This window comes from Ideonella sp. FW305-24, assembly GCF_058788035.1.
In genome coordinates, this window is the sequence record NZ_JBYTAI010000007.1 from 142,904 (window position 1) to 167,197 (window position 24,294).

The following is a 24,294-nucleotide window of genomic DNA, read 5'->3' on the forward strand; positions in this document are numbered from 1 at the left end:
CTGCCGCTTCGCGTCAGGCCCCCCGAGGGGGTCAAGAAAACTCGGGAACGGCCCTTCGTTTCCTTGAGATCCGCCAGCACACCGACCAAGAGACACACACACCATGAGAAAGCTGATTGCTTCCCTCGCCCTGGGCTTCGCCGCCCTGGGCTTTGCGGGGACATCCCTGGCGCAGGACGCCGCTTCGGCGCCTGTCGCCACCGCGGCCTCCGAAGCCACGCCCGCTGCAGCACCTGCAGCCGCCGCTTCGGAAGCTGCACCGGCCGCGTCTGACGCTGCCGCCGCACCGGCCCCCGTGCCCAACAAGGGCGACACCGCCTGGATGATGGTCTCCACGCTGCTGGTGATCATGATGACCGTGCCTGGCCTGGCGCTGTTCTACGGCGGCCTGGTCCGCAGCAAGAACATGCTGTCGGTGCTGATGCAGGTGATGGTCACGTTCTCGATGATCGTCGTGCTGTGGGTCATCTACGGCTACAGCCTGGCCTTCACCGAAGGCAATGCCTTCGTCGGCGGCTTCGACCGCCTGATGCTCAAGGGCATCTGGGACAACGCCGCCGGCACCTTCGCCAACGGCGCGACCTTCAGCAAGGGCGTCTACATCCCCGAGATCGTGTTCGCGGCCTTCCAGGCGACGTTCGCAGGCATCACCTGCGCACTGATCGTCGGCTCGTTTGCAGAGCGCATCAAGTTCTCGGCCGTGCTGCTGTTCATGGCCCTGTGGTTCACCTTCAGCTACGCGCCGATCGCGCACATGGTCTGGTTCTGGATGGGTCCGGACGCCTACACCGCCGCCAACGTGGTGGACTCGATGAACGCCAAGGCGGGCTACATCTGGCAAATGGGTGCACTGGACTTCGCCGGCGGCACCGTGGTGCACATCAATGCCGCCGTCGCCGGTCTGGTCGGTGCGTACATGATCGGCAAGCGCGTGGGCTACGGCAAGGAATCGATGGCCCCGCACAGCCTGACGCTGACGATGGTCGGTTCCGCCCTGCTGTGGGTGGGCTGGTTCGGCTTCAACGCCGGCTCGGCGCTGGAAGCCAACGGCTTTGCTGCCCTGGCCTTCATGAACACCTTCGTCGCCACCGCCGCTGCGGTGCTGGCCTGGTCGGTGGGTGAAGCGCTGCACAAGGGCAAGGCCTCGATGCTGGGCGCTGCGTCCGGTGCCGTCGCCGGCCTGGTCGCCATCACGCCGGCAGCCGGCAACGTCGGTGTGGGCGGTGCGCTGATCATCGGCGTGATCGCCGGCTTCGCCTGCCTGTGGGGTGTGACCGGCCTGAAGAAGCTGCTGGGCGCGGACGACACGCTGGACGTGTTTGGTGTGCACGGCGTGGGCGGCATCCTGGGTGCGCTGCTGACCGGTGTGTTCAATTCGCCGAACCTCGGCGGCCCGAGCGCCGTGGCCGATTGGGTCACCGTGGGCATGATCACCCCCGATGCCTACAGCATCGCATCGCAAGTCTGGGTGCAAGCCAAGGCCGTGCTGATCACCATCGTGTGGTCGGGCGTGGTCTCGCTGATCGCCTACAAGATCGTCGATCTGGTCATTGGCCTGCGCGTGCCGGAAGACCAGGAACGCGAAGGCCTGGACATCTCTTCTCACGGCGAGACTGCCTACAACAAGTGATGCCAAGCAGCGACAGCGCCTGAAGTCGCTGTCGCTCACAAGTTCGGAGCGAGTTGGGGACTGCCTTTCCAGGCAGTCCCTTTTTTTATCCGCATCGCACAGGCGAATCTTGCAATTTGGCACGCCAGCCCTGATCTGAAAACGCGGATCGTTCTGCGCCTCTTGTGCGACCCCGGGCCGCCATCTGCCAGAATTCCCCCTCGCCCCCAGGCACACACCCATCCTGTCGTGCTTGCCCGCGCCCCGCTGTATCCCGCCGCCGCACACGCCAGAAAACACCATGGTTCCGCACCTCGTCACCGCCCTCACCGGACCGATCAATGAACTGGAACAGCGCATGCTGGAGTCCATGCCGGCGATCGAACGCTGGTTCAGGCTCGAATGGATGGAGCACACACCGCCGTTCTACAGCTCGGTGGACTTGCGCAACGCAGGCTTCAAGCTGGCGCCGGTCGACACCAACCTGTTCCCGGGCGGCTTCAACAACCTGACCCCCGAAATGCTGCCGCTGGCGGTGCAGGCCGCGATGGCGGCGATCGAGAAGATCTGCCCCGAAGCCAAGAACCTGCTGCTGATCCCCGAGAAGCACAGCCGCAACATGTTCTACCTGATGAACGTGCAGCGCCTGGTGCAGATCTTCGGCCAGGCCGGCCTGAACGTGCGCCTGGGCACGCTGGACGAGACCATCACCGAGCCCAGCACGCTGGAGCTGCCCGATGGCAGCATGCTGACGCTGGAACCACTGGAGCGCGGCCAGCGCCGGCTGGGCCTGAAGAACTTCGACCCCTGCACCATCCTGCTGAACAACGACCTGTCGGCCGGCATTCCGGACGTGCTGAAAAACCTGCACGAGCAGTACCTGCTGCCGCCGCTGCATGCCGGCTGGGCCGTGCGCCGCAAGACGAATCACTTCCGCAGCTACGAGGAAGTGGCCAAGAAATTCGCCAAGCTGCTGGGCATGGATCCGTGGCTGATCAACCCGATGTTCTCGCACTGCGGCCCGGTCAACTGGGCCGACGGCACCGGCATCGACGCGGTGCAGACTCAGGTCGACGCGCTGCTGACCAAGATCCGCCGCAAGCACAAGGAATATGGCATCAACGAGAAGCCGTTTGTCGTCGTCAAGGCCGACAACGGCACCTACGGCATGGGCATCATGACCGTGCGCGATGCCAAGGAGCTTGACGAGGTCAACCGCCGCACACGCAACAAGATGGGCGTGATCAAGGACGGCCAGGAGGTCACCGACGTACTGATCCAGGAAGGCGTGCCGACCTACGAACGCGTCAACGACGCGGTCGCCGAACCGGTGGTCTACATGATCGACCGCTACGTCGTCGGCGGCTTCTACCGGGTGCATGCCGACCGCGGCATCGACGAGAACCTCAACGCCCCCGGCGCCAGCTTCGTACCACTCGCCTTCTCCGACAGCCACCTGCTGCCCAAGCCCGGCAGCCGCCCAGGCGCCAGCGCCCCGAACCGCTTCTACATGTACGGCGTGATAGGCCGCCTGGCCATGCTGGCCGCGTCCTACGAACTCGAAGCCACCGATCCGGACGCCGAGGTTTACGACTGAAATCACGCGCTGGCACGCCCCAGAACCAGGGCCTGCCTACCACGATCAGGCAGGCTTGGAAAGACGCTTCCTGCGCAGGTAGGCAGCGCACAATAGCGGCTCCGTTTCGCCGAGTCCGCGCTTGAGTTCATCCGCCACCCCAAAGTCACCCGCCGCGCTGGCCGCCCTGACGCTGGCCGCGCTGGGTGTGGTCTATGGCGACATCGGCACCAGCCCGCTGTACGCGCTCAAGGAAGTCTTTCATGCGGGGCATGTGCCGGCCACGCAGGGCAATGTACTGGGGGTGCTGAGCCTCATCTTCTGGACGATGACCATCATCGTCTCGTTGAAGTATGTGCTGCTGATCCTGCGGGCAGACAACAACGGCGAAGGCGGCTTGATCGCGATGCTGGCGCTGGCCACGACGGCCGTGCGCGACCGGCCGCGGCTGCGGCGGGTGCTGATGGTCGTCGGCCTGTTCGGCACCGCGATCTTTTATGGCGACGGCGTCATCACGCCGGCCATCTCGGTGCTGTCTGCCGTCGAGGGCCTGGAGGTCGCGGCGCCCGGGCTGCACAGCTTCATCATCCCGATCACGCTGATCGTGTTGACCGGCCTGTTCTCGGTGCAGCGCTTTGGCACCGGCGGCATTGGCAAATTCTTCGGGCCGATCACGCTGGTCTGGTTCGGCGTGCTGATCTGGCTGGGCCTGCCGCACATCATCGAGAACCCCGCGGTGCTGGTGGCGCTGAACCCGCTGCATGCCGCAAGGTTCTGCATCGACCAGCCGCTGGTGTCGTTCGTCGCACTGGGCGCGGTCGTGCTGTGCGTGACCGGCGGCGAAGCGCTGTATGCCGACATGGGCCACTTCGGCCGCAAGCCCATCCGCATTGCCTGGTACAGCATCGTGATGCCGGCGCTGGTGATCAACTATTTCGGCCAGGGCGCGATGCTGCTGGAGCACCCGGAGGCGGTCGAAAACCCGTTCTACATGATGGCGCCGGCCTGGGCCCAGTTGCCGCTGGTGTTCCTGGCCACCGCCGCCACCGTGATCGCTTCGCAGGCGCTGATCTCGGCCGCCTTCTCCGTCACCAAGCAGGCCATGCAGCTCGGCATCCTGCCGCGCATGACGATCCGCCACACCTCCGTGCGCGACACCGGCCAGATCTACGTGCCCTTCGTCAACTGGGGCCTGTTCGTCTTCATCGTGCTGGCGGTGGCGCTGTTCAAGAGCTCGTCCACGCTGGCTTCGGCCTACGGCATTGCCGTCACGCTGGACATGACCATCACCACGGTGATGACCTTCTTCGTGATCCGCTACGGCTGGCGCTACCCGCTGCTGCTGTGCATCGCGGTGACCGGTTTCTTCTTTGTCATCGACCTGACCTTCTTCCTGTCCAACCTGCTCAAGCTGATCGCCGGCGGCTGGTTCCCGCTGGTGATCGGCTCGGGCATGTTCCTGCTGATGCTGACCTGGAAACAGGGCCGGACCATCATGCGTCACCGCGTGCGCGACGACGCCATCGAGCTCGAAGGCTTCCTCGAAGCGGTGTTCGTCAGCCCTCCGGTGCGCGTGTCCGGCACGGCGGTTTTCCTGGTTGCCGAGGAAGGCCTCACGCCCAATGCGCTGATGCACAACCTCAAGCACAACAAGGTGCTGCACGAGCACAACCTGTTCGTCACGGTGCGGCATCACGAAGTGCCCTGGGTTGGCTTCGACAAGCGCCTGTCCATCCATTCCATGGGACATGACTGCTGGCAGATCACGCTGAACTTCGGCTTCAAGAACGACCCGGACGTGCCCGAGGCGCTGCGCCTGCTCGAAGGCCGCGGTGTGCCGATGGACGACATGGACACCAGCTACTTCCTGTCGCGCGAAACCGTGATCCCGACCTTCGGCGACGGCATGGCCATGTGGCGCGAGAAGCTGTTCGCCAGCATGCACCGCAACGCCACCGACATGGCCGACTTCCTGAACCTGCCCTCGAACCGCATCGTGGAATTGGGCGCCAAGGTCGAGATTTGAATTGAGCCCCCCAGTCGCTGCGCTCCTGCCCCCGAGGGGCGCGATTCGGCTTGGGGCGGCCCGGCGCCGAATCCTCGGCCCCCCAGTCGCTGCGCTCCTGCCCCCGAGGGGCGCGATTCGGCTTGGGGCGGCCCGGCGCCGAATCCCCTTCGGCCGCAACGTGCTGTTGCTGCGCCATCACCGATGAAACGATCTCTTCTGCGGGACCTTTCGTTCTCCACCGTCGTGGCGGGCTTCGTCGCCGTGCTCGTCGGCTTCACCAGCTCGGTCGCGCTGATCTTCGCCGCGACCCAGGCGCTGGGCGCGACGCCAGCGCAGACAGCCTCGTGGATCTGGGCGCTCGGGCTGGGCATGGGCTTCACCAGCCTGGGCCTGTCGCTCTGGTACCGCCAGCCGGTGCTGACCGCCTGGTCCACGCCGGGCGCCGCACTGATTGCCGCGACCCAGGGCGTGCCGATGGCCGAGGCGATTGGCGCCTTCATGGCCTGTGCGCTGCTGATCGCCATCGTCGGCTACACCGGCTGGTTCGAACGCATCATGGACCGCATCCCGATGGCCATTGCCTCGGCCTTGCTGGCCGGCGTGCTGGCGCGTTTTGCGCTGGACGCGGTGCTGGCCAGCCATGCCCAGCCGCTGCTGGTGCTGGGCATGGCCGCGGCCTTTCTCGCGGGACGGCGGTGGTGGCCGCGTTATGCGGTGCCCGGCGTGCTGGCAGCCGGCATCGCACTGGCAGCGGCGCAAGGCCTGCTGCACCTGGGCGACGTGCCCTGGGGCTGGGCCCGGCCGGCATGGACCACCCCGCAGTTCTCAGCCCATGCCCTGATCGGGGTCGGCCTGCCCTTGTTCGTCGTGACCATGGCTTCGCAGAACCTGCCCGGCGTGGCGGCGCAACGGGCCGCGGGGTTTCAGATTCCTGTTTCCCCCACCGTGGGTGCCACCGGCGTCGCCTCGCTGCTGCTCGCGCCATTCGGCGGTTACGCGCTGAACCTGGCAGCCATCACCGCAGCCATCTGCATGGGCCGCGAGGCGCACGAAGACCCGGCGCGACGCTACATGGCCTCTGCCGCGGCGGGCGTGTTCTACATCGTCGTCGGCCTGGCCGGCGGTGCGGTGGCCGGGCTGCTGGGCGCGTTCCCGAAGGAACTGGTGATCGCGGTGGCCGGGCTGGCGCTGCTGGGCACGATTGGCGCCGGGCTGGCCAACGCGCTGAACGCCGAACGCCACCGCGACGCGGCCTTGCTGACCTTCCTGGTCACGCTGTCGGGCCTGAGCTTCTTCGGCATCGGCTCGGCGTTCTGGGGCGTCATCGCGGGTGCCGTGGCCTTGCTCAGCAGCGCCAGACGGCAGGCTGGCTGAGGGAGATTCGTCCCGCCACGAGAAAAGGGCCCGCAGGCCCTTTTCTCATTGGCAGATGCCGTCCGGCTTCAGTGGCCAACGCGCATCGAATTGCCCTCCACCGTCACCGCGGTGCCGACCGAGACCGGCTGCGGCTGGGTGATGGTGCGGCGGGTGCCATCGTCCATGCGCACGTGCATGCGGTAGACGGTTTCGGTGCGGGCGTGCTTCTCGATGGCATTGCCGGCAAACGCGCCACCGACCGCGCCCAGCAGGCGGGCCGCAGTGCGGCCGCCGCCCTTGCCGAACTGGTTGCCGATCACGGCACCGGCCACGCCGCCAGCCACGGCGCCAGCGCCAGAGCCCTTGCCTTCAACCGTCACCGTCTCGACCGACTCGATCGTGCCGCAGGTCGCGCAGATCACCGGTGCGGGCGGTGCCGACGGTGCTTCGACCGGGTAGTCCTCCGCCTTGGCGGTGGTGGTGTCAGCCGGGTACGCGTTGGCAGGCTTCGTCGGTTTCGGCGTCGCGTGCTTGACGGCAGCCACTGGCTTCACGGCCGGCTCGACCACTTCGGCCTGCTGCGGCGCTGGCGCCGGTGCGGCCGCCATCGGCGCGCTGGCCGCATCGTCCAGCAAGGTTGCGGGGGTGGCCGGCAGCGTGGCCACTTCGCTGGTCGGCGCGGCAGAGATCTGGCTGCGCTGCCAGACGACAGTGCCGGCCAGCGCCGCGATGGCGACGGCCATCAGGCCGCCAGCGACCCAGACCGCGCGCGGCAGGCCGGAACTGGCGGAAGACGAGGGAACAGTGGTTGAGGGGTTCATTGTTGTCAGCTCCTCCGGGAGGCTGTGGGGCAAATACTGTGGGGTACCTGCGGGTACGACGTTGAAGGCTTGAAGCCTGTGGGTATAACGCAATCCAGGCCGTTCGGCTGACGCTCAACCGGTATCAGAATGCTTCAGCCGCCAGAGGTCAAGCCCGAACCCGCCGGCAACGGCTGACGCTTCAGGGCACACTGCGCCTCAGTTTGTCACGGGCTGCCGCCATGAACCTGCTTTTTGTCGCCGACGCGCTGGATCACTTCAAGACCTACAAGGACACCACCTTCGCGATGATGCGCGAAGCCCAGCGGCGCGGCCATGTGCTGTTTGCCTGCGGCCCGCAGGACCTGCACTGGCGCAGCGGCGGCTCCGTGCAGGCGCGCCTGCGCCAGGTCACGCTGACCGGCCGCTCCGGCAAAGACGTGCACGACTGGTTCAAAGCCGGCCCGGAACTGGTGCGCCACCTGGCCAGCTTCGACGCCGTGGTGATGCGCAAGGACCCGCCGTTCGACAGCGAATACTTCTACGCCACCCACCTGCTGGAACGCGCCGAAGCCGAAGGCGCGCGGGTCTTCAACTCGCCCCGCGCGCTGCGAGACCATCCCGAAAAACTCGCCATCCTCGAATTCCCGCAGTTCACCCCGCCCACGCTGGTGACCCGCGCTGCTGCCGACGTGCGCGAGTTCCACGCCGAGCACCGCGACATCATCCTGAAGCCCTTGGACGGCATGGGCGGCATGGGCATCTTCCGCGTCAAGGACGACGGGCTGAACCTGGGCAGCATCATCGAGACGCTGAACCGCGACGGCGCGCAGACCATCATGGTCCAGCGCTTCCTGCCAGCCATCGAAGCCGGCGACAAGCGGGTGCTGGTGATTGGCGGCGAGCCGGTGTCGCACTGCCTGGCGCGCATTCCGCAGGGCGGCGAGGTGCGGGGCAACCTGGCGGCCGGCGGCAAGGGCGTGGCCCAGCCCATCAGTGCGCGGGACGAGGAAATCGCACGCACCATCGGCGCGGTGCTGGCGCCGCGCGGGCTGATGCTGATCGGCCTGGACGTGATTGGCGACAACCTGACCGAGATCAACGTCACCAGCCCGACAGGCTTCCAGGAAATCACCAACCAGACCGGCGTGGACGTGGCGGCGCTGTTCGTGGACGCCCTGGAAACTGGCGCGCGCCGAGGCTGACCGGTCGGACCGGGCGTCGGAGCCGGCTGGCGTCAGGCCGGCACAGCCATGCGCAGCAGCACCGTCGCCGGCTCGGCCAGCGAAAGCTGGTCCCGGCCCGCGGCCTTGGACACGTAGAGCGCCTGGTCCGCAGCGTCGATCAGCGCAGCCAGCGAGTCGGTGCCCGGCTGCCATTCGGCGCCGCCCATCGAAAACCGCACCCCGTGCGGCGACGGCAGGCCAGCGATCTCGCAGGCGGCAAAAGTCGCACGCAGCCGGTCGAACACCGCGTTCAGCTCGCTCAGCGTGGTACCCGGCATCAGCAGCAAAAACTCTTCGCCACCCAGGCGACCCAACCGGTCCTGCCCGCGCAGCACCCTGCCGGCCGCTGCGGCCAGCGCCTGCAGCACCGCGTCACCGGCGGCATGGCCCAGGCGGTCGTTGACCTGCTTGAAATGGTCCAGGTCGATCAGCGCCACGCTGAAAGGCAGCTGCCATTGGCGGGCCTGCGCGAGCTGCGCCTCACCAGCAGCCTTGATCGCGCGCCGGTTCGGCAGCCCGGTCAGCTCGTCGCGCAAGGCCAGTTTGGCCAGGTGACGCCGCTTGCGCCAGCCGCGCACCACCAGCACTGCGGCGCCAGCCAGCATCACCAGCAAAGCCAGCAGTGCGGCCCACAAGGCGCGGCGTGTGGCAGCCTGTGCCACCAGCTCCAGGTGCGCGGTTTCGGAGCGGCGGCGCAGGTCGGCGTTTTCCGCGTCCAGGCGCGCGCCTTCGTAGCGCGCCTGCAGGCGCAGCATCTGGCTGTCGCGCAAGGTTTCCTTGGCCTCGTTGCGCAGCAGGTTGGCGCGGGTCAGCTCGGCATAGGCCTTGGCGTAGAGGCCTTGAGACGCAAAGCCTTCGGCCATCGCCGTGGCCAGTTCGATGCGGCGTGACGCGATGCGCTCGGGCGCGTCCAACGGCCTTGCCTGCTCGATCGCCTGCAGGACGTCCGGCCGGCGCAGCGCCGTCAACGAGCGCAGCACCAGCACGTGTGCCGCCATCAGCCGGCCCTCGTTGTGCTGCGCCTCCATCAGGGCCTGGGCATCGCGCGCCATGCTCAGGCTGGCCTCGGCATTGCCGTCGTCCAGCACCCGCTCGCCCACCTTGATCAATGCCGCCGCAATGCCTGCCTCGTCCTGCAGGTCGCGGCTGAGCACCAGCGCAGCCTCGTAGTGGTCCCGGGCCTGCTGCAGCTGGCGCGAATACACCAGCGCATTGCCCAGCTGCCATTCCAGCAGGCTGCGCATGAAGCGCGCCGGCCGGTCGCCCAGCAGCGCCAGCGCACGGCGGAAATAGTCCTCGCCCTGCCCGGCTGCCGGCACCTTGCCGCTGACCTGGCTGGTCAAGCTGCCCAGTTGCAGCAGCGCCGAGACTTCCTGGTCCAGGCTGCCCACCGCATGCGCACAGCGCTCCAGCGCCTCGCCAGCCACCCAGGCCTCGTCATTGTTGCCGGCGTACACCATGGCCCACATGTCCAGCGACGCCAGCTCGCACTGCAGGTCCGAAGCCTCCAGCGGTTCGATCTGGCGGCGCAGCGCGGCAATGCGCGCGGCGATCTCGGCGGCAGGCTTCTCCCGCAGGTCTGCCAGGATCATCGCCTGGGCCAGCCAGGCCTTGTGCAGCTCGCCGGCCCCAGGCCAGGCATTCATCAATGCCTCGGCCTGGTGCAGCAGCGCCAGCTGCGCGGGTGTGTCTTCCAGCTGGTCCTGCACGCTCGCGGCGCCCAGCAGCAGCCAGAACTCGGCATCGACATCTCCGGCGACTCGCGCGGCCGCGAGTTCGTGCTGCGTCCAACGCTCCGCGGCGTGAGGATCGTCCAACACCAGCGCGTCCTGCTGCTGCCAGATCGCCGGCCGCGCCTGCACGCCGCAGGCCCACAGCAACGCCAGCACCAGCAGCCCGGCGCGCAGCAGCGCAGCCATGGCGGCGGCGCCAGGAGAAAGGAGGGGGAAAACAGGCATGTCAGGTGTCCAACCCCCTTTCTCGGCCCCTGGCGGCCTGACTTGAGCGGAACGGAAAAGGGAGTCTGACCCCATTTATTTCAAATCGGGCCAGACCGCCAACAAGTCGCGCCGGGGCCGGCTGGCTGCAGCTTCAACTGGCGGCCGATGTCCGCAGCCAACACGGCGCGCTGTCCAGCCCGGATAATCCCCGGTTGGCCGGCGCGTGGCTTGCGCGCGCTGCGCCACCTTCCGTGCCGACCGGCCGGCCTTCTTGCTTTTTGCCTCCGGCAGCTCCCATGGCCCTGATCACCCTCTCGAACGCCCACCTCGCTTTTGGCCATGTGCCGCTGCTCAACGGCACCGACCTGACCCTGGACATGGGCGAGCGCACCGGCCTGATCGGCCGCAACGGCGCCGGCAAGTCCTCGCTGCTGAAGATCCTCGCCGGGCTGGAGAAACCGGACGACGGCGTGATGCAGATCCAGACCGGCATCCGCCGCGAATACGTGCCGCAGGAGCCGCACCTGCGCCCCGGCGCCACCATCTTCGAGACCATCAGCGAAGGCGTGGCCGAGGCCAAGGCCATCCGCGAACGCTACGAGGCCCATGCCGACGGCGAGGACCTGGACGCGCTGCAGACCCGGCTCGAAGCGCTGGACGGCTGGAACTGGGAGCAGCGCGTGGACGAGACCATCCACCGCCTGGACCTGAACCCCGACACCGTCGTGGACACCCTCTCCGGCGGCCTGCGCAAGCGCGTGGCGCTGGGCCGCGCGCTGGTCGCCACACCCGACGTGCTGCTGCTCGACGAGCCGACCAACCACCTGGACCTGAACGCCATCGACTGGCTGGCCGGCCTGCTCAACAACTTCCGCGGCGCGCTGCTGCTGATCACCCACGACCGCGCCTTCCTGGACGCCGTGACCACCCGCATCGTCGAGCTGGACCGCGGGCAGCTGCGCAGCTACCCCGGCAACTTCGCCGCCTTCGAGGCCGCCAAGCAGCGCGAGCTGGAAGCCGAGGCGCTGCAGAACGCCCGGGCCGACAAGCTGCTGGCGCAGGAAGAAGTCTGGATCCGCAAGGGCGTGGAAGCCCGCCGCACCCGCAGCGTGGCCCGCATCGGCAGGCTGGAGAAGCTGCGCGAGACCCGCGCGGCGCGGCGCGACGTGATCGGCGGCGTGCGGCTGGACGTGGACACCGGCGGCGCCAGCGGCAAGATCGTCGCGCGGCTGGAAGACGTCAACAAGGCTTACGGCGACAAGCAGGTGGTGCGCAATTTCTCCAGCACCGTGCTGCGCGGCGACAAGATCGGCCTGATCGGCCCGAACGGTGCCGGCAAGACCACCTTGCTCAAGCTCATCCTCGGCGAGCTGGCGCCCGACAGCGGCAGCGTGCTGCAAGGCAGCAAGATCCAGGTCGCGTATTTCGACCAGATGCGCGAGGCGCTGAACATGGAGGCCACGCTGGCCGACACCATCAGCCCCGGCAGCGAGTGGATCGAGATCGGCAACCAGCGCAAGCACGTGATGAGCTACCTGGGCGACTTCCTGTTCGCCCCGGCGCGCGCCAACTCGCCCGTCAAGAGCCTCTCCGGCGGCGAGCGCAACCGGCTGCTGCTGGCCCGCCTGTTCGCCCGCCCGGCCAACGTGATGGTGCTGGACGAGCCGACCAACGACCTGGACATCGAAACCCTGGAAATGCTCGAAGAGCTGCTGCAGGACTACGACGGCACCGTCTTCCTGGTCAGCCACGACCGGCGCTTCGTCGACAACGTCGTCACCAGCACGCTGGTCGCCGAAGGCAATGGCCAGTGGCGCGAGTACGAAGGCGGCATTGCCGACTGGCAGGCCCAGGCCGCGCGCACCGCGCAGGTTCGTGCGCAGGCCGCGCGTTCCTCGGCCCCTGCGCCCACGCCACCGGCACCGGTTGCCGCGCCGGTGGCAGCGCAGCCCGTCGCCGAAAAGCGCAAGCTCAGCTTCAAGGAACAGCGCGAACTGGGTGAGCTGCCGGCGCGCATCGACGCAATCGAAAAAGAGATGGCCCAGCTGGCCGCGATGCTGGCCGGCACCGAGCTTTACAGCCAGGGCGCCAAACGCATCGCCGAGGTCACGCAGCGCCATGCAGCGCTGGACGAAGAACTGCTCGAAGCGATGGAGCGCTGGGAAGCACTGTCAACGCGGGGCTGATCGTGCACCCGGCGGCCCGGCGCCCTGCGGGCTCAGGCCGAAGTGGTTTCGGCGGCGATCTGCCGCAGTGCCTTCTCGAACACCTCCGGCGGCTGGCCGCCGGAGATCAGGTGCCGGTCATTGATGATGACGGCCGGCACCGAGTGGATGCCGGCCTGCTGCCAGTAGGCTTCCAGCTCGCGCACCTCGACAGCGTAGGTGTCGCTCTTCAGCACCGTCTCGGCGGCCTCGCGGTCCAGGCCCACGGCTTCGGCCGCGTCCAGCAGCACCGCGAAGTCGCCCGGGTTCTTGCCTTCGGTGAAGTAGTCGCTGAACAAGGCTTTCTTCAACGCCAGTTGAAGGCCGTCTGCCTGCTCGCCGGCCCAGTGCAGCAGGCGGTGCGCGTCGAAGGTGTTGTAGATGCGGGCCCGCTTGTCCATGCGGAACTCGAAGCCCAGCGCCGCGCCGCGCTGGCGGATGTTCTCGCGGTTGGCTTCGCTCTGCGCCGCGCTGGCGCCGTACTTGCGCTGCAGGTGCTCACCAATGTCTTCGCCTTCGGCCGCCATCTGCGGGTTCAGCTCGAAAGGCTGGAAGTGCAGCGAGACAGGCAGCTCGGGCCCGATGCGTTCCAGCGCCTGCTGCAGCGACTGCAGGCCGATGATGCACCAGGGGCAGGAAACGTCGGAGACAAAGTCGATCTTCATGACCGCCATTGTTCCGGGCATGGCAAAGCCTTGATTGGCGGCAGGACTTGGGGCTTGGCCGCGCCGGGCCGCCCCAAGCGGCCAAGCCACCCGCTCGGCGGGTGGTCTCGCGTATTCCGAGAGACCGGGTGCCCCATGTCTCTTGGCGGGGAATCCCGAACCTTTGGAGGATCCCGATGGGTGCTCTGCCCGCTAGACTGGCGCTTCCGCTTGCTTTTGGCGCGCTGCTCGCCGCCCGACGCCCGGTGTCCCTAAACGACCCACCCGAGATCCTGCTGATCTGCCCGCAAACGCCCGACGCGCTGGACGCGACGCGCACCATCTTCCGCGAATACGCCGACGGCCTGGGCATTGACCTCGCCTTCCAGGACTTCGAGCAGGAGCTGGCCGCGCTGCCCGGCGAATACGCCGGCCCTGCCGGCCACCTGCTGCTGGCCTATGTGGACGGCGCACTGGCCGGCTGCGGCGCTTTCCGCCCCTGCGCCGAGGCCGACTATGCCAACGCCTGCGAGATGAAACGGCTCTACGTGCGCCGCGCCTTCCGCCGCTTCGGCCTGGGCCGGCTGCTGGCCCAGGCGCTGATGGACAACGCCCACCAGGCCGGCTACTCCTGCATGCTGCTGGACACGCTGGACGAGATGGAATCCGCCCGCGGCCTCTACACCTCGCTGGGCTTTGAAGAGATCCCGCCTTACTACTTCAACCCCGTTCCAGGCGCCCACTACCTGAAAGCCGAACTTTGAGCACCCGGCTTCGCGAATACGCGAAGCCACCCGCCGAGCGGGTTGCGCAGCCGCCTTGGGACGGCCCTGCGCCGGCTGCGTCGTGAAGCGTTCTGTGTACCCCTTCGACTGACGCATGCGCCTCACCCACAAGGTCGTCCTGCTGGCGATGACGCCGCTGATCGCGGCCATGAGCCTGATCGCGGTGGCCCAACGCCACCAGGAGGAACTGCTGGCCAAGCGGCAGCAGGCGCTGGTCAAGAGCGCGTACATGGAAGCGGCGCGTTCGGAGCTGCGGCACTTCGTGGCGATGGCGCTGAGCACCATCAGCCCGCTCTACAACACCGGCAGGGACGACGACGAGATCAAGCAGCAGGTGATGCGGCAGCTGGCCGCACTGGACTACGGCAGCGACGGCTACTTCTTCCTCTACAACGACGAGGGCGTGAACCTGATGCACGCCCGCCAGCCCGAGCTGGTGGGCCGCAACCTGCGGCGCCTGCGCGACGCCTACGGCCAGTTCCCGATCCAGCTGATGATGGACAAGGCCAAGGCCGGCGGCGGCTTTGTCGACTACAGCTGGCACAAGCCTTCCAGCGATGCCGACGCGGCCAAGGTCGCCTATGTCACGCCGCTACCGCGCTGGCACTGGTGGTTCGGCACGGGGCTGTACGTGGACGACGTGGACCAGGTGCTGGCCCAGCTGGACGAGGAGCTGGCCGCCAGCGTCAACACCACGACCCGCTGGATCGCCGGCATCAGCGTGGCCGGGCTGCTGCTGATCTTCGGCGTGGGCCTGTGGCTGAACATGCACGAGCTGCGCTTGGCCGACGCCAAGCTCACGCTGCTGACGCGCCAGCTCGTCAGCTCGCAGGAAAGCGAGCGCGCCTACCTCGCACGAGAGCTGCACGACGGCACCGGCCAGACCCTGGTCTCGGTCAAGCTGCTGGCCGAATCCGCATTGCAGCGCCTGAACGCCGCCGAGCTGGGCGACGAGCGTGCGCTGGCTGCGCGCACCGCGCTGCAGCGTGCGGTGGACAGGCTGCGCGACGCGCTGGTGGAGGTGCGCGGCATGTCGCACCGGCTGCGCCCGGTGATGCTGGACACGCTGGGCCTGCCGGCCGCGCTGGCGCAGATGGCGCAGGAGATGTGGGGCGACAGCGCCACGCGCTTCACGCTGCGCACCGACGGCGCGGTCGAAGACCTGCCCGAGGCCATCAAGACCGTGCTGTTCCGCGTCACGCAGGAGGCGCTGGCCAACATCGAGAAGCATGCCGCGGCCTCCCGCGTCGAGCTGCAGCTGGACTTCACGCCGGCCAGCCTGCAGCTGCGCGTGCAGGACAACGGCCGCGGCTTCGACACCGAATTCTTCCAGCGCCACCCCAGCCGCGGCCTGGGCCTGCGCCACATGCGCGAACGCCTGGCCGCGATCGATGGCACGCTCAGCATCAGCTCCCACCCGGGCCAGACGCTGCTGCTGGCCAACGTGCCCAAGGCCGTGATCACTCGTTTTTCCCGACAGGAACCCAATGCCAACCGACAGCCCTGAACGCCCGATCAAATTGATGATCGTCGACGACCACGCGGTCGTGCGCGATGGGCTGAAGGCCGTGTTCGCGATGGCCGACGACCTGCTGGTGATCGCCGAGGCCGGCAACAGCACGGAAGCCCTCGCGCGCCTGCGCGACTGCCCGCCAGATGGCGCGCCCGACGTGGTGCTGATGGACGTGGGCATGAAGGGTGGCGAAAGCGGCATCGAGCTGACCGCCAGGCTGCTGGACGAGGACCCGGAGCGCGTGGTGCTGATGCTCTCGATGCACGACGGCACCGAGATCGCGCAGCGCGCGCTGCGGGCCGGCGCGCGCGGCTACGTGCTGAAGGACTCGCCGTCCTCGGAGATCCTGCACGCGATCCGCACCGTGTACGCCGGCGGCACCTTCCTCAGCCCGGCGATGGCTGCACGCCTGTTCCGCGGCCCCAGCGCACGGCCGCTGCTGTCAGATCGCGAACAGCACGTGCTCAGCTTCCTCGGCCAGGGCCTGGCCAGCAAGCAGATCGCCAACACGCTGAACCTGAGCGTGCGCACCGTCGAGTCGCACCGGCAGAACATCCGCCGCAAGCTGAACCTCGCCGGCCAGGCCGAGCTGATCAAGTACGCAGTCGAAAACGCCGCGCGCACCGGTGGCTGAGCACGGCTTTTCAGTGCCGCAAAGGTTGCGGTGCTTTCCCTGATCGGGTCTCACCGGAGCGGGCAAACGAGTGCGTAAAGCCGCGAATCGGCTCTAGGTATTGCAGCGGTGGCGCGCAGATGCGCGGAGTTACACACTCGTTCCACTCGCTTTTACACAATCCGGAGACAAGCCGATGATCTCGCAAGCAACGCATTTCCGCCTGCCCCTCATCACCCTGGCGCTGGCCGCGGCCTTCGCCAGCGCACAAGCCGCCGACCCGATCAAGATCGGCGTGGCAGGGCCGTTCACCGGTGGTTCGTCCTCGATGGGCGTTTCGATGCGCGACGGCGTGCGCCTGGCCACCGAAGAGATCAACAAGGCCGGCGGCGTGCTGGGCCGGCAGATCGAGCTGGTCGAACGTGACGACGAAGCCAAGAACGAGCGCGGCGTGCAGATCGCCCAGGAGCTGATCAACAAGGAGAAGGTCGCCGCCACTGTCGGCTACATCAACACCGGCGTGGCGCTGGCCTCGCAGCGCTTCTACCAGGAAGCCAAGATTCCGGTGATGAACAACGTGGCCACCGGCTCGGCCATCACCCACCAGTTCGACAACCAGCCCGAGAACTACATCTTCCGCAACGCCGCGCACGACAGCATCCAGGCGCCGATGATCGTCGAAGAGGCGGTCACCCGCCGCGGCTACAAGAAGCTCGCGATCCTGGCCGATTCGACCAACTACGGCCAGCTCGGCCGGCAGGACCTGGTGAAGGCGCTGGAGCTCAAAGGCATCAAGCCGGTCGCCGAAGAGAAGTTCAACATCAAGGACGTCGACATGACGCCGCAGCTGTTGAAGGCCAAGGAAGCCGGCGCCGAAGCGGTGCTGACCTACGGCATCGGCCCCGAGCTGGCGCAGATCGCCAACGGCATGACCAAGCTGGGCTGGAAGGTGCCCATCATCGGCAGCTGGACGCTGTCGATGGCCAACTACATCGACAACGCCGGCCCCGGCGGCGAAGGCGCGCGCATGCCGCAGACCTTCATCCAGGAACCGACGACGCCCAAGCGCCAGTCCTTCATCGTCTCGTACCTGAAGACCTTCAACCCGAAGAACAGCCGCATCGATTCGCCCGTCTCGGCCGCGCAGGGCTACGACTCGATCTACCTGCTGGCTGCCGCCATCAAGCAGGCCGGCAGCACCGAAGGCCCGAAGGTCAAGGCAGCCCTGGAAGACCTGAAGGCGCCGGTGGACGGCGTGGTCACGACCTACAACAAGCCCTTCACCAAGACCGACCACGAGGCCATCACCGTGAACATCCCGGTGTTTGGCGAGGTCAAGGGCCAGCGCGTGGTCTACGCCTATGAAGCCGATTTCAAGAAGGCCTCGGAAGTGCGCGTGAAGGACGTCAACGCCAAGGGCGCGCTGACGGCCGTCAAGAAGTAGGCCGACCGCAGCCACCCACACCGTTCGCCCCGCGCTTCGCATCCGTTCGCCCTGAGCCTGCGAAGGGCCGCTCGGCACGCCCGCAAGGCTTCGACAGGCTCAGCCCGAACGGGGGAGAGGTGCCTTGTTTTCCGTTCACCCTGAGCTTGTCGAAGGGCCGGCGCACCGCTCCACCGTTCACCCTGAGCGCCGTCACTCCGTTCGCCCTGAGTCTGTCGAAGGGCCGCTCGGCTCGCACGCAAGGCTTCGACAGGCTCAGCCCGAACGGACATGTGGATTCGGCTCGGCCAGAGGGTTGAGTTACCAGCCCGTCCCAGCAATGAAGAAGAGGCGATATGCAGATCCTCACCCAACTCGTGTTCAGCGGCATTGCGCTGGGCATGATCTACGCGGTCATCGCGTTCGGTTACCAGCTGACCTTCGCGACCTCGGACACGCTGAACTTCGGCCAGGGCGACGCGCTGATGCTGGGCGCGCTGGTCGGGCTCACGCTGGTCGGCCTGGGCGTGAACTACTGGCTGATGATCCCCATCGTCTGCCTGTTCGGCGCGGCCCAGGGCGCGGTGGTCGAGCGCATCGGCGTGCGGCCTGCCATCAAGATCAAGTCCGAGTTCGGCTGGATCATGTCCACCATCGCGCTGGGCATCATCTTCAAGAACGTGGCCGAGAACATCTGGGGCCGGGACGACCTGAAGTTCCCGTCGCCGCTGCCCGAGTCGCCGATGAAATTCCTCGGCGCCAACGTGCTGCCGATGGAGCTGCTGGTGGTCTTCGGCGCACTGGCGATGATGCTGGCGGTCGAGTTCTTCAACCGCAAGACCATCTACGGCAAGGCCGTGGTCGCCACCTTCAATGACCGGGACGCGGCCAAGCTGATGGGCATCAACACCAGCCTGGTCATCACCTTCTCGTACGCGCTCTCGTCGCTGACCGCCGCGTTTGCCGGCGTGCTGATCGCCCCGCTCACGCTGACCGGCGCCACCATGGGCGCGGTGCTGGGCCTGAAGGCCTTTGCGGTCGCCATCATCGGCGGGCTGACCAGTGGCATGGGCATCGTCGTTGGCGGGCTGATCCTCGGCATTGCCGAGACGACCACGGGCTTCTACCTCTCCACCGGCTACAAGGACGTGCCGGGCCTGGTGCTGCTGCTGATCGTGTTGGCGCTCAAGCCGGCCGGCCTGTTCGGCAAGACGGCGATCAAGAAAGTCTGACGCAATGAAGGCACCTCAAATCGCGGCCATCGCCGTGGGCATCGCCCTGCTGGCGGCCTTCCCGGCCATGGTCGGCAACCCGTATTACGTGCACCTGGTCGAGACCATCCTGATCTACGCCATCGTGCTGTTCGGTCTGGACATCGTCGTCGGCTACACCGGCCAGGTCTCGCTGGGCCATGCCGGCCTGTTCGGCATTGGCGCGTACACCGCAGGCGTGCTGGTGATGAAACTGGGCGCGCCGCTGTGGGTCACGCTGCCGGCGGCCATCGCGGTGGCGTCCGTGTTCGGCGCGCTGCTGGCCTTGCCGGCGCTGCGCGTCACCGGGCCGTACCTGGCCATGGTCACGCTGGCCTTCGGCACCATCATCCAGATCCTAATCAACGAGATGAGCTTCCTGACCGAAGGGCCGATGGGCATCACGCTGACCAAGCCCAGCGTCTTCGGCCACACCATGGACGAGACCGAGTACTACTGGCTGGTGGGCGTGCTGTTGCTGGCCTCGCTGCTGGTGGTGCACCGCATCCTGCGCTCACACCTGGGCCGAGCCTTCGAGGCGCTGCGCGGCAGCCCGGTGGCTTCGGACTGCATGGGCGTCTCGGTCTACCGCTACAAGGTCTATGCCTTCGTGATCAGCGCCGGCCTCGCCGGCCTGGCGGGCGCGCTGTACGCCTACTCCGAGCAGTACATCTCGCCCAACACCTACAACTTCGAGCTGACGGTGATGTTCCTGCTGGCCGTCATCATGGGTGGGCGCAAGAGCCGCATCGGCTCGCTGCTGGGTGCGGCCATCATCGTGCTGCTGCCCAAGCTGCTGGACGACCTGGCGATGTTCCGCACCGCCTCGGTGGCGCTGGCGGTGATCGTCGCCATCGCCGCAGGCGTGGCCGTGCAGCGCGGCAAGATCAAGCCCAAGAGCGCCGCCATTCCTGTGATCGGCACCATCGCGCTGGCCGCCGTGTCGTTCAAGCTGCAAAGCATGACCGACTGGCGGCTGTCCATCTTCGGGCTGATCACGCTGTTCGTCGTGTACTACCTGCAGGACGGCATCGTCGGCTTCGTGCGCGGCGCGCTGGGCCTGCGCAGCCATGCCTCGCACGAGGCGGCCGAGGTCGCAGCCCTTGCGCCCGGCCAACAGGCGCTGACCCAGGCCGGTGGTGCCACCGGCGAGCAACTGCTGGCCGCGAGCGGCGTGCTGATGCAGTTCGGCGGCCTGAAGGCGCTGAACAACGTGGACCTGAACGTCAAGCGCGGCAGCATCCATGGCCTGATCGGCCCGAACGGCTCGGGCAAGAGCACGATGATGAACGTGCTCACCGGCATCTACACGCCCACCGCCGGCAGCGTCGCGTTCGCAGGCCATTCGCTGGCCGGCCTCAGCCCGGCGCAGATCGCCCAGCGCGGCGTGGCCCGCACCTTCCAGAACGTGCAGCTGTTCGGCGAAATGAGCGCGCTGCACAACGTGATGGTGGGCCTGCACCACAGCTTCCGTTCTAACCTGATCGACGTGGCGCTGCACCTGCCACGCTACCTGCGCGAACACCGCGCCGCGCGGCTGCGCGCGCTGGCGCTGCTGCGCTTCGTCGGCCTGGGCGAGCTGGCCGGCGAAGAGGCGCGCAACCTGCCTTACGGCCAGCAGCGCCTCTTGGAAATTGCCCGGGCGCTGGCGCTGGACCCACAACTGCTGCTGCTGGACGAACCCGCCGCCGGCCTGACCGCGCCCGACATCGTCGCGCTGCGCGCCATCATCCAGAAGATCCGCGAACACGGCGTCACGGTGATCCTGATCGAACACCACATGGACGTGGTGATGAGCCTGTGCGACACCGTCTCGGTGCTGGACTTCGGGCAGAAGATCGCCGAGGGCGGGCCTGCTGAAGTGCAGGCCAACGAAAAAGTCATCGAAGCGTATCTGGGCGGCCAGGCCAGCTGAGGAACAACAAGATGCTCACCATCCACAACCTCAGCGCCGGCTACGGAAAAGTCCAGGTCCTGCACGGCATTTCCATCGACGTGCCCAAGGGCCAGGTCGTCACGCTGATCGGTTCCAATGGCGCCGGCAAGACGACGACGATGCGCGCCGTCAGCGGCATGATCGCGCCCACCGGCGGCGAGATCCACCTCAACGGCAAGCGCATCGACGGACTGGAGCCGTACCACATCGCCCGCCTCGGCCTGGCCCACTCGCCCGAAGGCCGGCGCGTGTTCGCCACCATGAGCGTGGCCGACAACCTGCTGCTCGGCGCCTTCCCGCGCCTGACCGGCAGCCGGCCCAAGGGCGACGTGGCGGCAGACCTGGAAAAAGCCATGGCGCTGTTCCCGCGCCTGCAGGAACGCCGCACCCAGCTCGCCGGCACGCTTTCCGGCGGCGAGCAGCAGATGCTGGCCATGGCGCGCGCGGTGATGCTGAACCCCGAAGTCGTGCTGCTGGACGAACCGTCCATGGGCCTCGCCCCCATCCTGGTCGACGAGGTGTTCCGCATCATCGAGCGCCTGAAAGCCGCCGGCACCACCATGCTGCTGGTCGAACAGTTCGCCGCCGCCGCACTGGCCGTGGCCGACTACGGCTACGTGCTGGAAAACGGCCGCATCGCAGTGCACGGCAGGGCCGAGAAATTGCGCAACGACCCCGCCGTCAAGGCGGCCTACCTGGGCGGCGGGCACTGAGCGCAGGGCAGCTCCCGAGGCGCCTTTCGGGGCCTTGGCGCACCGAAGTCCGTCGCCTCTTTGCGCTGGGCGGCTTGTGGCCCTGCCACGGGCGCTCCTATAGTCGGCGATCCCAACAAGCACCTCGTGCACAAGGAGCCGCCTCATGACCCGTTCAAGCTCGTCGCTCGCCCGCCTGATCTCGCCACTGGCCCTCGCCGCAGCCGCCCTGGCCTCAGGCTGCGCCGCGCCGCCCGCGCATGAGCACGGTGCTGGCGGAATGGGGGGCATGGAAGGCATGGGCCACATGGCCTCGATGGCCGTGGCCACGCTCACACCGATTGCCGGCAGCAACGTGCGCGGCATCGTGATGTTCCACGAGAAAGACGGGCACCTGATGGTGCACGCCAAGCTCAGCGGCCTGGCCCCTGGCGTGCACGGCTTCCACCTGCACGACAAGGGCGACTGCGCCAGCCCCGACGGCATGAGCGCCGGCGGCCACTTCAACCCCACCGGCCAACCCCACGGCCCGCAAACCGGCCCGCACCACGCCGGCGACATTCCCGCCCTGACCGCAGACGCCAGCGGCAACGTCGATGAGCACTTCATGCTCGACGGCCCAACCGTCGCCGCCGGCCCCACCAGCGTCATCGGCCACTCGGTGATCGTGCACGCGAACCCTGACGACTACGCGACGCAGCCGACGGGTAATTCGGGTGGACGGGTGGCTTGCGGCGTGATTGCAGGGCACTGAGCCCAAGCTCAATTCCGCTGACTTCGGCGGCCTTGCCTTACGCGAGGCCGCACGGGAAGCGGTGAACGCCAGATCCACCAGGCCCGAAACGGCGACTGCCCCGCCTGCATAACCCGAATTCGTGAAAACCAAATCGGGAGGAAACAAGGGCAGGTCAGCGCACAAATAAATGGGGTCAGAGTCAATTTATCTTTCTCAACCGTCAAAAGCGGCATTCGCCCGACACGCAGATAAATTGACTCTGACCCCATTTATTTGAACCACGGTGGCGGCGGCTATTCCTTCGGATACTGCGAAAGTTCCAGTGCCAAGCCAAGCGCGCCCGCTTCGCGCACCAGTACAGCGGGCAGCGCAGCGAAACGAACTTCAGAGCCCGCACCTTCAACCGCGAAGTCGAGGACGCCGCTGGCCGTCGACGCCGCCATGAGCGCAGCGATCTCGTGCCTTCGTAAACTGAGGAAGGAAACAGCGTCTCTCACTTGCCCTGGCAGATTGTCGAAGTCGCATTCACTGACCTGAAAATGTGCCGTCCCACCCTGGAGCCGATAAGGCTTCAAAGAAATCCAACCCAGGATCAGGTCCAATTTATCAGAGGCAATTCGAAGGACGCAGCTCATGGGCTTGACGAATTCTTTCAGGCCAACCTTCGATCATTGATTCACCTCGGTAAACCACCTTAGGCACTGATTCAGTCATGCGGCTCCTCCGTGAGGGACGCGGGTCAAAGGCGCGAGGTCCGGCTCGTCACTTTAACCGAAAGCGGAACGGGAAATGGGACACCTGACTCTCGACTCGCACGTGGCCTCGACTTCCACGAGCCTCAGTTAAATAGCGGAATAAAGAATTGAGACAGAACCAGCACCATAAGAGCATAGGGGATTGCTTTTGCCGATGTACTCACTGCCTGACCGCGCGCTCCCTTGGTGACCGTGAAGATCGAGCGGGCCGCAAAGGCAAGGACCCATAGAGAGCCGACAACGAGCACCAGAGACATCTCGCCAGGAGTTCCGTCTCCGTGAATCGCAAATACCGAACTCGCCGCAACAATGGCTAAGTTGATGATTGTGACCGCGATGACTGCGACGATGGCGAAAGTGGCCGACATGACACCTGAGGAATGAAAGGGTTGTGCTTAGCTGGACGTCACTCGCCTCGCTCACGGAATGCTGCACATGGACTGAAGCTTGTCGACGTGTTGCTTGAGCAGTGCACCTTGGAGGAATACATCGGCGACGGCGAGATACCTTCCGCCCTCCATGACCCATGTGGCGAATGTCCCCGATTCGGCGCTTGAGTGCCCGTAGACCTCAAGCACGGGCCAACCATTGATCAATGGTTCGTGAAAATAGAGCATCCCGCCGAACTGCTCACCCAGATTGCGGCCCGTCTTCCCATCAAAAACCGAGAAGAAGCAACCTCCGGTGCCGCACGTTCCATCGTTACTTTTGACGATGAGTTCGTTTGCACCATCGTAGTTGATATCGACGCTCAACGAAGCGGCCTTGGTCAACGGCCCATGGTCAAGGTCACGGAGCTTGTTCGCGATGCTCGTGAGATCGGTCGGCTGGCCGGAATCGCGGTCAAGGCAAACAGCGCTGGCCGCGGCCATGTTTGAGATGCCGGCCAGAACCGTGAGGAAAAATGTTTGTCGCAAAAATGCAAGCATCCGAGCCATCCACCGCGGTATAACTGGTGAAAAAAGGCCGAATATCATCAGGCACGCCCGAGTAACAGGCAGCAGCCTTGCCGGCACCAGTCCTTGATCCATTTGAATTCCCCCTGTCGAAGTGCGTTCAGTCTCGACATCACAGCACCGTCAAAAGCGGCGCTTGTTGGGGATTCTGCGGGCGCGGCATCGTCTTGCCAAGCGCGGAACTGCTTTGGCCGGGCCGCACGGAGCCGGTGGGCGCCGCTGCGGATCTGGCGGCCACGGAACCAGTTGCTCAGGCCTGCCGCGCAGTCAAT

The 24,294-nt window shown here is 66.7% G+C and carries 20 protein-coding genes; 14 read left to right on the forward strand and 6 right to left on the reverse strand.

What is annotated here, in order from left to right; genetic code table 11:
* Positions 1-103: 103 nt before the first annotated feature.
* From amt to AC3WR5_RS19660, 4 genes are all read left to right on the forward strand, one after another.
* Positions 104-1,630, forward strand: coding sequence for an ammonium transporter (amt, locus tag AC3WR5_RS19645; RefSeq protein ID WP_141288171.1), 1,527 nt, complete (start codon positions 104-106; stop codon positions 1,628-1,630).
* 280 nt (positions 1,631-1,910) lie between these two features.
* On the forward strand, positions 1,911-3,206 hold the full coding sequence (gene gshA, locus AC3WR5_RS19650) for a glutamate--cysteine ligase (RefSeq protein WP_492486493.1): 1,296 nt from the start codon (positions 1,911-1,913) through the stop codon (positions 3,204-3,206).
* 121 nt (positions 3,207-3,327) lie between these two features.
* Entirely contained in the window at positions 3,328-5,211 is a 1,884-nt protein-coding gene (locus tag AC3WR5_RS19655) for a potassium transporter Kup (RefSeq protein WP_492486494.1), read from the forward strand.
* Positions 5,212-5,394: 183 nt separating this feature from the next.
* A complete protein-coding gene (locus tag AC3WR5_RS19660; RefSeq protein WP_141288174.1) occupies positions 5,395-6,567 on the forward strand; it encodes a benzoate/H(+) symporter BenE family transporter in 1,173 nt (390 codons plus the stop codon).
* Positions 6,568-6,635: 68 nt separating this feature from the next.
* On the opposite strand, the gene AC3WR5_RS19665 is transcribed toward AC3WR5_RS19660, so the two are convergent.
* Entirely contained in the window at positions 6,636-7,370 is a 735-nt protein-coding gene (locus AC3WR5_RS19665) for an outer membrane lipoprotein (RefSeq protein WP_492486496.1), read from the reverse strand.
* A gap of 221 nt (positions 7,371-7,591) precedes the next feature.
* Here AC3WR5_RS19665 and gshB point away from each other — a divergent pair, with 221 nt between their 5' ends.
* Positions 7,592-8,554, forward strand: coding sequence for a glutathione synthase (gene gshB, locus AC3WR5_RS19670; RefSeq protein WP_492486498.1), 963 nt, complete (start codon positions 7,592-7,594; stop codon positions 8,552-8,554).
* Positions 8,555-8,586: 32 nt separating this feature from the next.
* Here gshB and AC3WR5_RS19675 read toward each other — a convergent pair whose 3' ends face one another.
* The gene (locus AC3WR5_RS19675) at positions 8,587-10,494 is read right to left on the reverse strand and encodes a GGDEF domain-containing protein (protein ID WP_492486500.1); all 1,908 of its coding nucleotides are present in this window, start codon (positions 10,492-10,494) and stop codon (positions 8,587-8,589) included.
* 317 nt (positions 10,495-10,811) lie between these two features.
* Here AC3WR5_RS19675 and AC3WR5_RS19680 point away from each other — a divergent pair, with 317 nt between their 5' ends.
* Positions 10,812-12,701 (forward strand): ATP-binding cassette domain-containing protein, encoded by a 1,890-nt coding sequence (locus AC3WR5_RS19680; protein WP_141288139.1) that lies wholly within the window; start codon positions 10,812-10,814, stop codon positions 12,699-12,701.
* A 32-nt stretch (positions 12,702-12,733) separates the two neighbouring features.
* On the opposite strand, the gene AC3WR5_RS19685 is transcribed toward AC3WR5_RS19680, so the two are convergent.
* A complete protein-coding gene (locus tag AC3WR5_RS19685; RefSeq protein ID WP_492486804.1) occupies positions 12,734-13,393 on the reverse strand; it encodes a DsbA family oxidoreductase in 660 nt (219 codons plus the stop codon).
* Between the two features lie 236 nt (positions 13,394-13,629).
* Here AC3WR5_RS19685 and AC3WR5_RS19690 point away from each other — a divergent pair, with 236 nt between their 5' ends.
* The 8 genes from AC3WR5_RS19690 to AC3WR5_RS19725 all read left to right on the forward strand — a co-directional run bounded on the left by AC3WR5_RS19690 (position 13,630) and on the right by AC3WR5_RS19725 (position 22,329).
* Positions 13,630-14,127 (forward strand): GNAT family N-acetyltransferase, encoded by a 498-nt coding sequence (locus tag AC3WR5_RS19690; RefSeq protein ID WP_492486502.1) that lies wholly within the window; start codon positions 13,630-13,632, stop codon positions 14,125-14,127.
* Between the two features lie 115 nt (positions 14,128-14,242).
* Positions 14,243-15,655, forward strand: a complete 1,413-nt coding sequence (locus AC3WR5_RS19695; RefSeq protein WP_492486504.1) for a cache domain-containing protein — start codon at positions 14,243-14,245, stop codon at positions 15,653-15,655.
* Positions 15,636-16,295 carry a response regulator transcription factor gene (locus AC3WR5_RS19700; protein ID WP_492486505.1) on the forward strand — a complete coding sequence of 220 codons (660 nt, stop codon included), beginning with the start codon at positions 15,636-15,638 and terminating at the stop codon, positions 16,293-16,295. Before AC3WR5_RS19695 ends, AC3WR5_RS19700 begins: the two co-directional genes overlap by 20 nt.
* Before the next feature lie 175 nt (positions 16,296-16,470).
* Positions 16,471-17,718 carry an ABC transporter substrate-binding protein gene (locus AC3WR5_RS19705; RefSeq protein WP_492486506.1) on the forward strand — a complete coding sequence of 416 codons (1,248 nt, stop codon included), beginning with the start codon at positions 16,471-16,473 and terminating at the stop codon, positions 17,716-17,718.
* Between the two features lie 335 nt (positions 17,719-18,053).
* Positions 18,054-18,929, forward strand: coding sequence for a branched-chain amino acid ABC transporter permease (locus tag AC3WR5_RS19710; RefSeq protein WP_141287600.1), 876 nt, complete (start codon positions 18,054-18,056; stop codon positions 18,927-18,929).
* Between the two features lie 4 nt (positions 18,930-18,933).
* On the forward strand, positions 18,934-20,862 hold the full coding sequence (locus AC3WR5_RS19715; RefSeq protein ID WP_492486508.1) for a branched-chain amino acid ABC transporter ATP-binding protein/permease: 1,929 nt from the start codon (positions 18,934-18,936) through the stop codon (positions 20,860-20,862).
* An 11-nt stretch (positions 20,863-20,873) separates the two neighbouring features.
* Positions 20,874-21,596, forward strand: a complete 723-nt coding sequence (locus AC3WR5_RS19720; protein WP_141287602.1) for an ABC transporter ATP-binding protein — start codon at positions 20,874-20,876, stop codon at positions 21,594-21,596.
* A gap of 145 nt (positions 21,597-21,741) precedes the next feature.
* Entirely contained in the window at positions 21,742-22,329 is a 588-nt protein-coding gene (locus tag AC3WR5_RS19725) for a superoxide dismutase family protein (protein WP_492486510.1), read from the forward strand.
* Between the two features lie 275 nt (positions 22,330-22,604).
* Here the strand turns inward: AC3WR5_RS19725 and AC3WR5_RS19730 are convergent, their stop codons facing one another.
* From AC3WR5_RS19730 to AC3WR5_RS19740, 3 genes are all read right to left on the reverse strand, one after another.
* Positions 22,605-22,946, reverse strand: a complete 342-nt coding sequence (locus AC3WR5_RS19730) for a hypothetical protein (protein ID WP_492486512.1) — start codon at positions 22,944-22,946, stop codon at positions 22,605-22,607.
* Between the two features lie 203 nt (positions 22,947-23,149).
* Positions 23,150-23,434, reverse strand: coding sequence for a hypothetical protein (locus tag AC3WR5_RS19735; RefSeq protein WP_141287605.1), 285 nt, complete (start codon positions 23,432-23,434; stop codon positions 23,150-23,152).
* A 51-nt stretch (positions 23,435-23,485) separates the two neighbouring features.
* Positions 23,486-24,097 (reverse strand): hypothetical protein, encoded by a 612-nt coding sequence (locus tag AC3WR5_RS19740; protein WP_492486514.1) that lies wholly within the window; start codon positions 24,095-24,097, stop codon positions 23,486-23,488.
* Positions 24,098-24,294 lie beyond the last annotated feature (197 nt).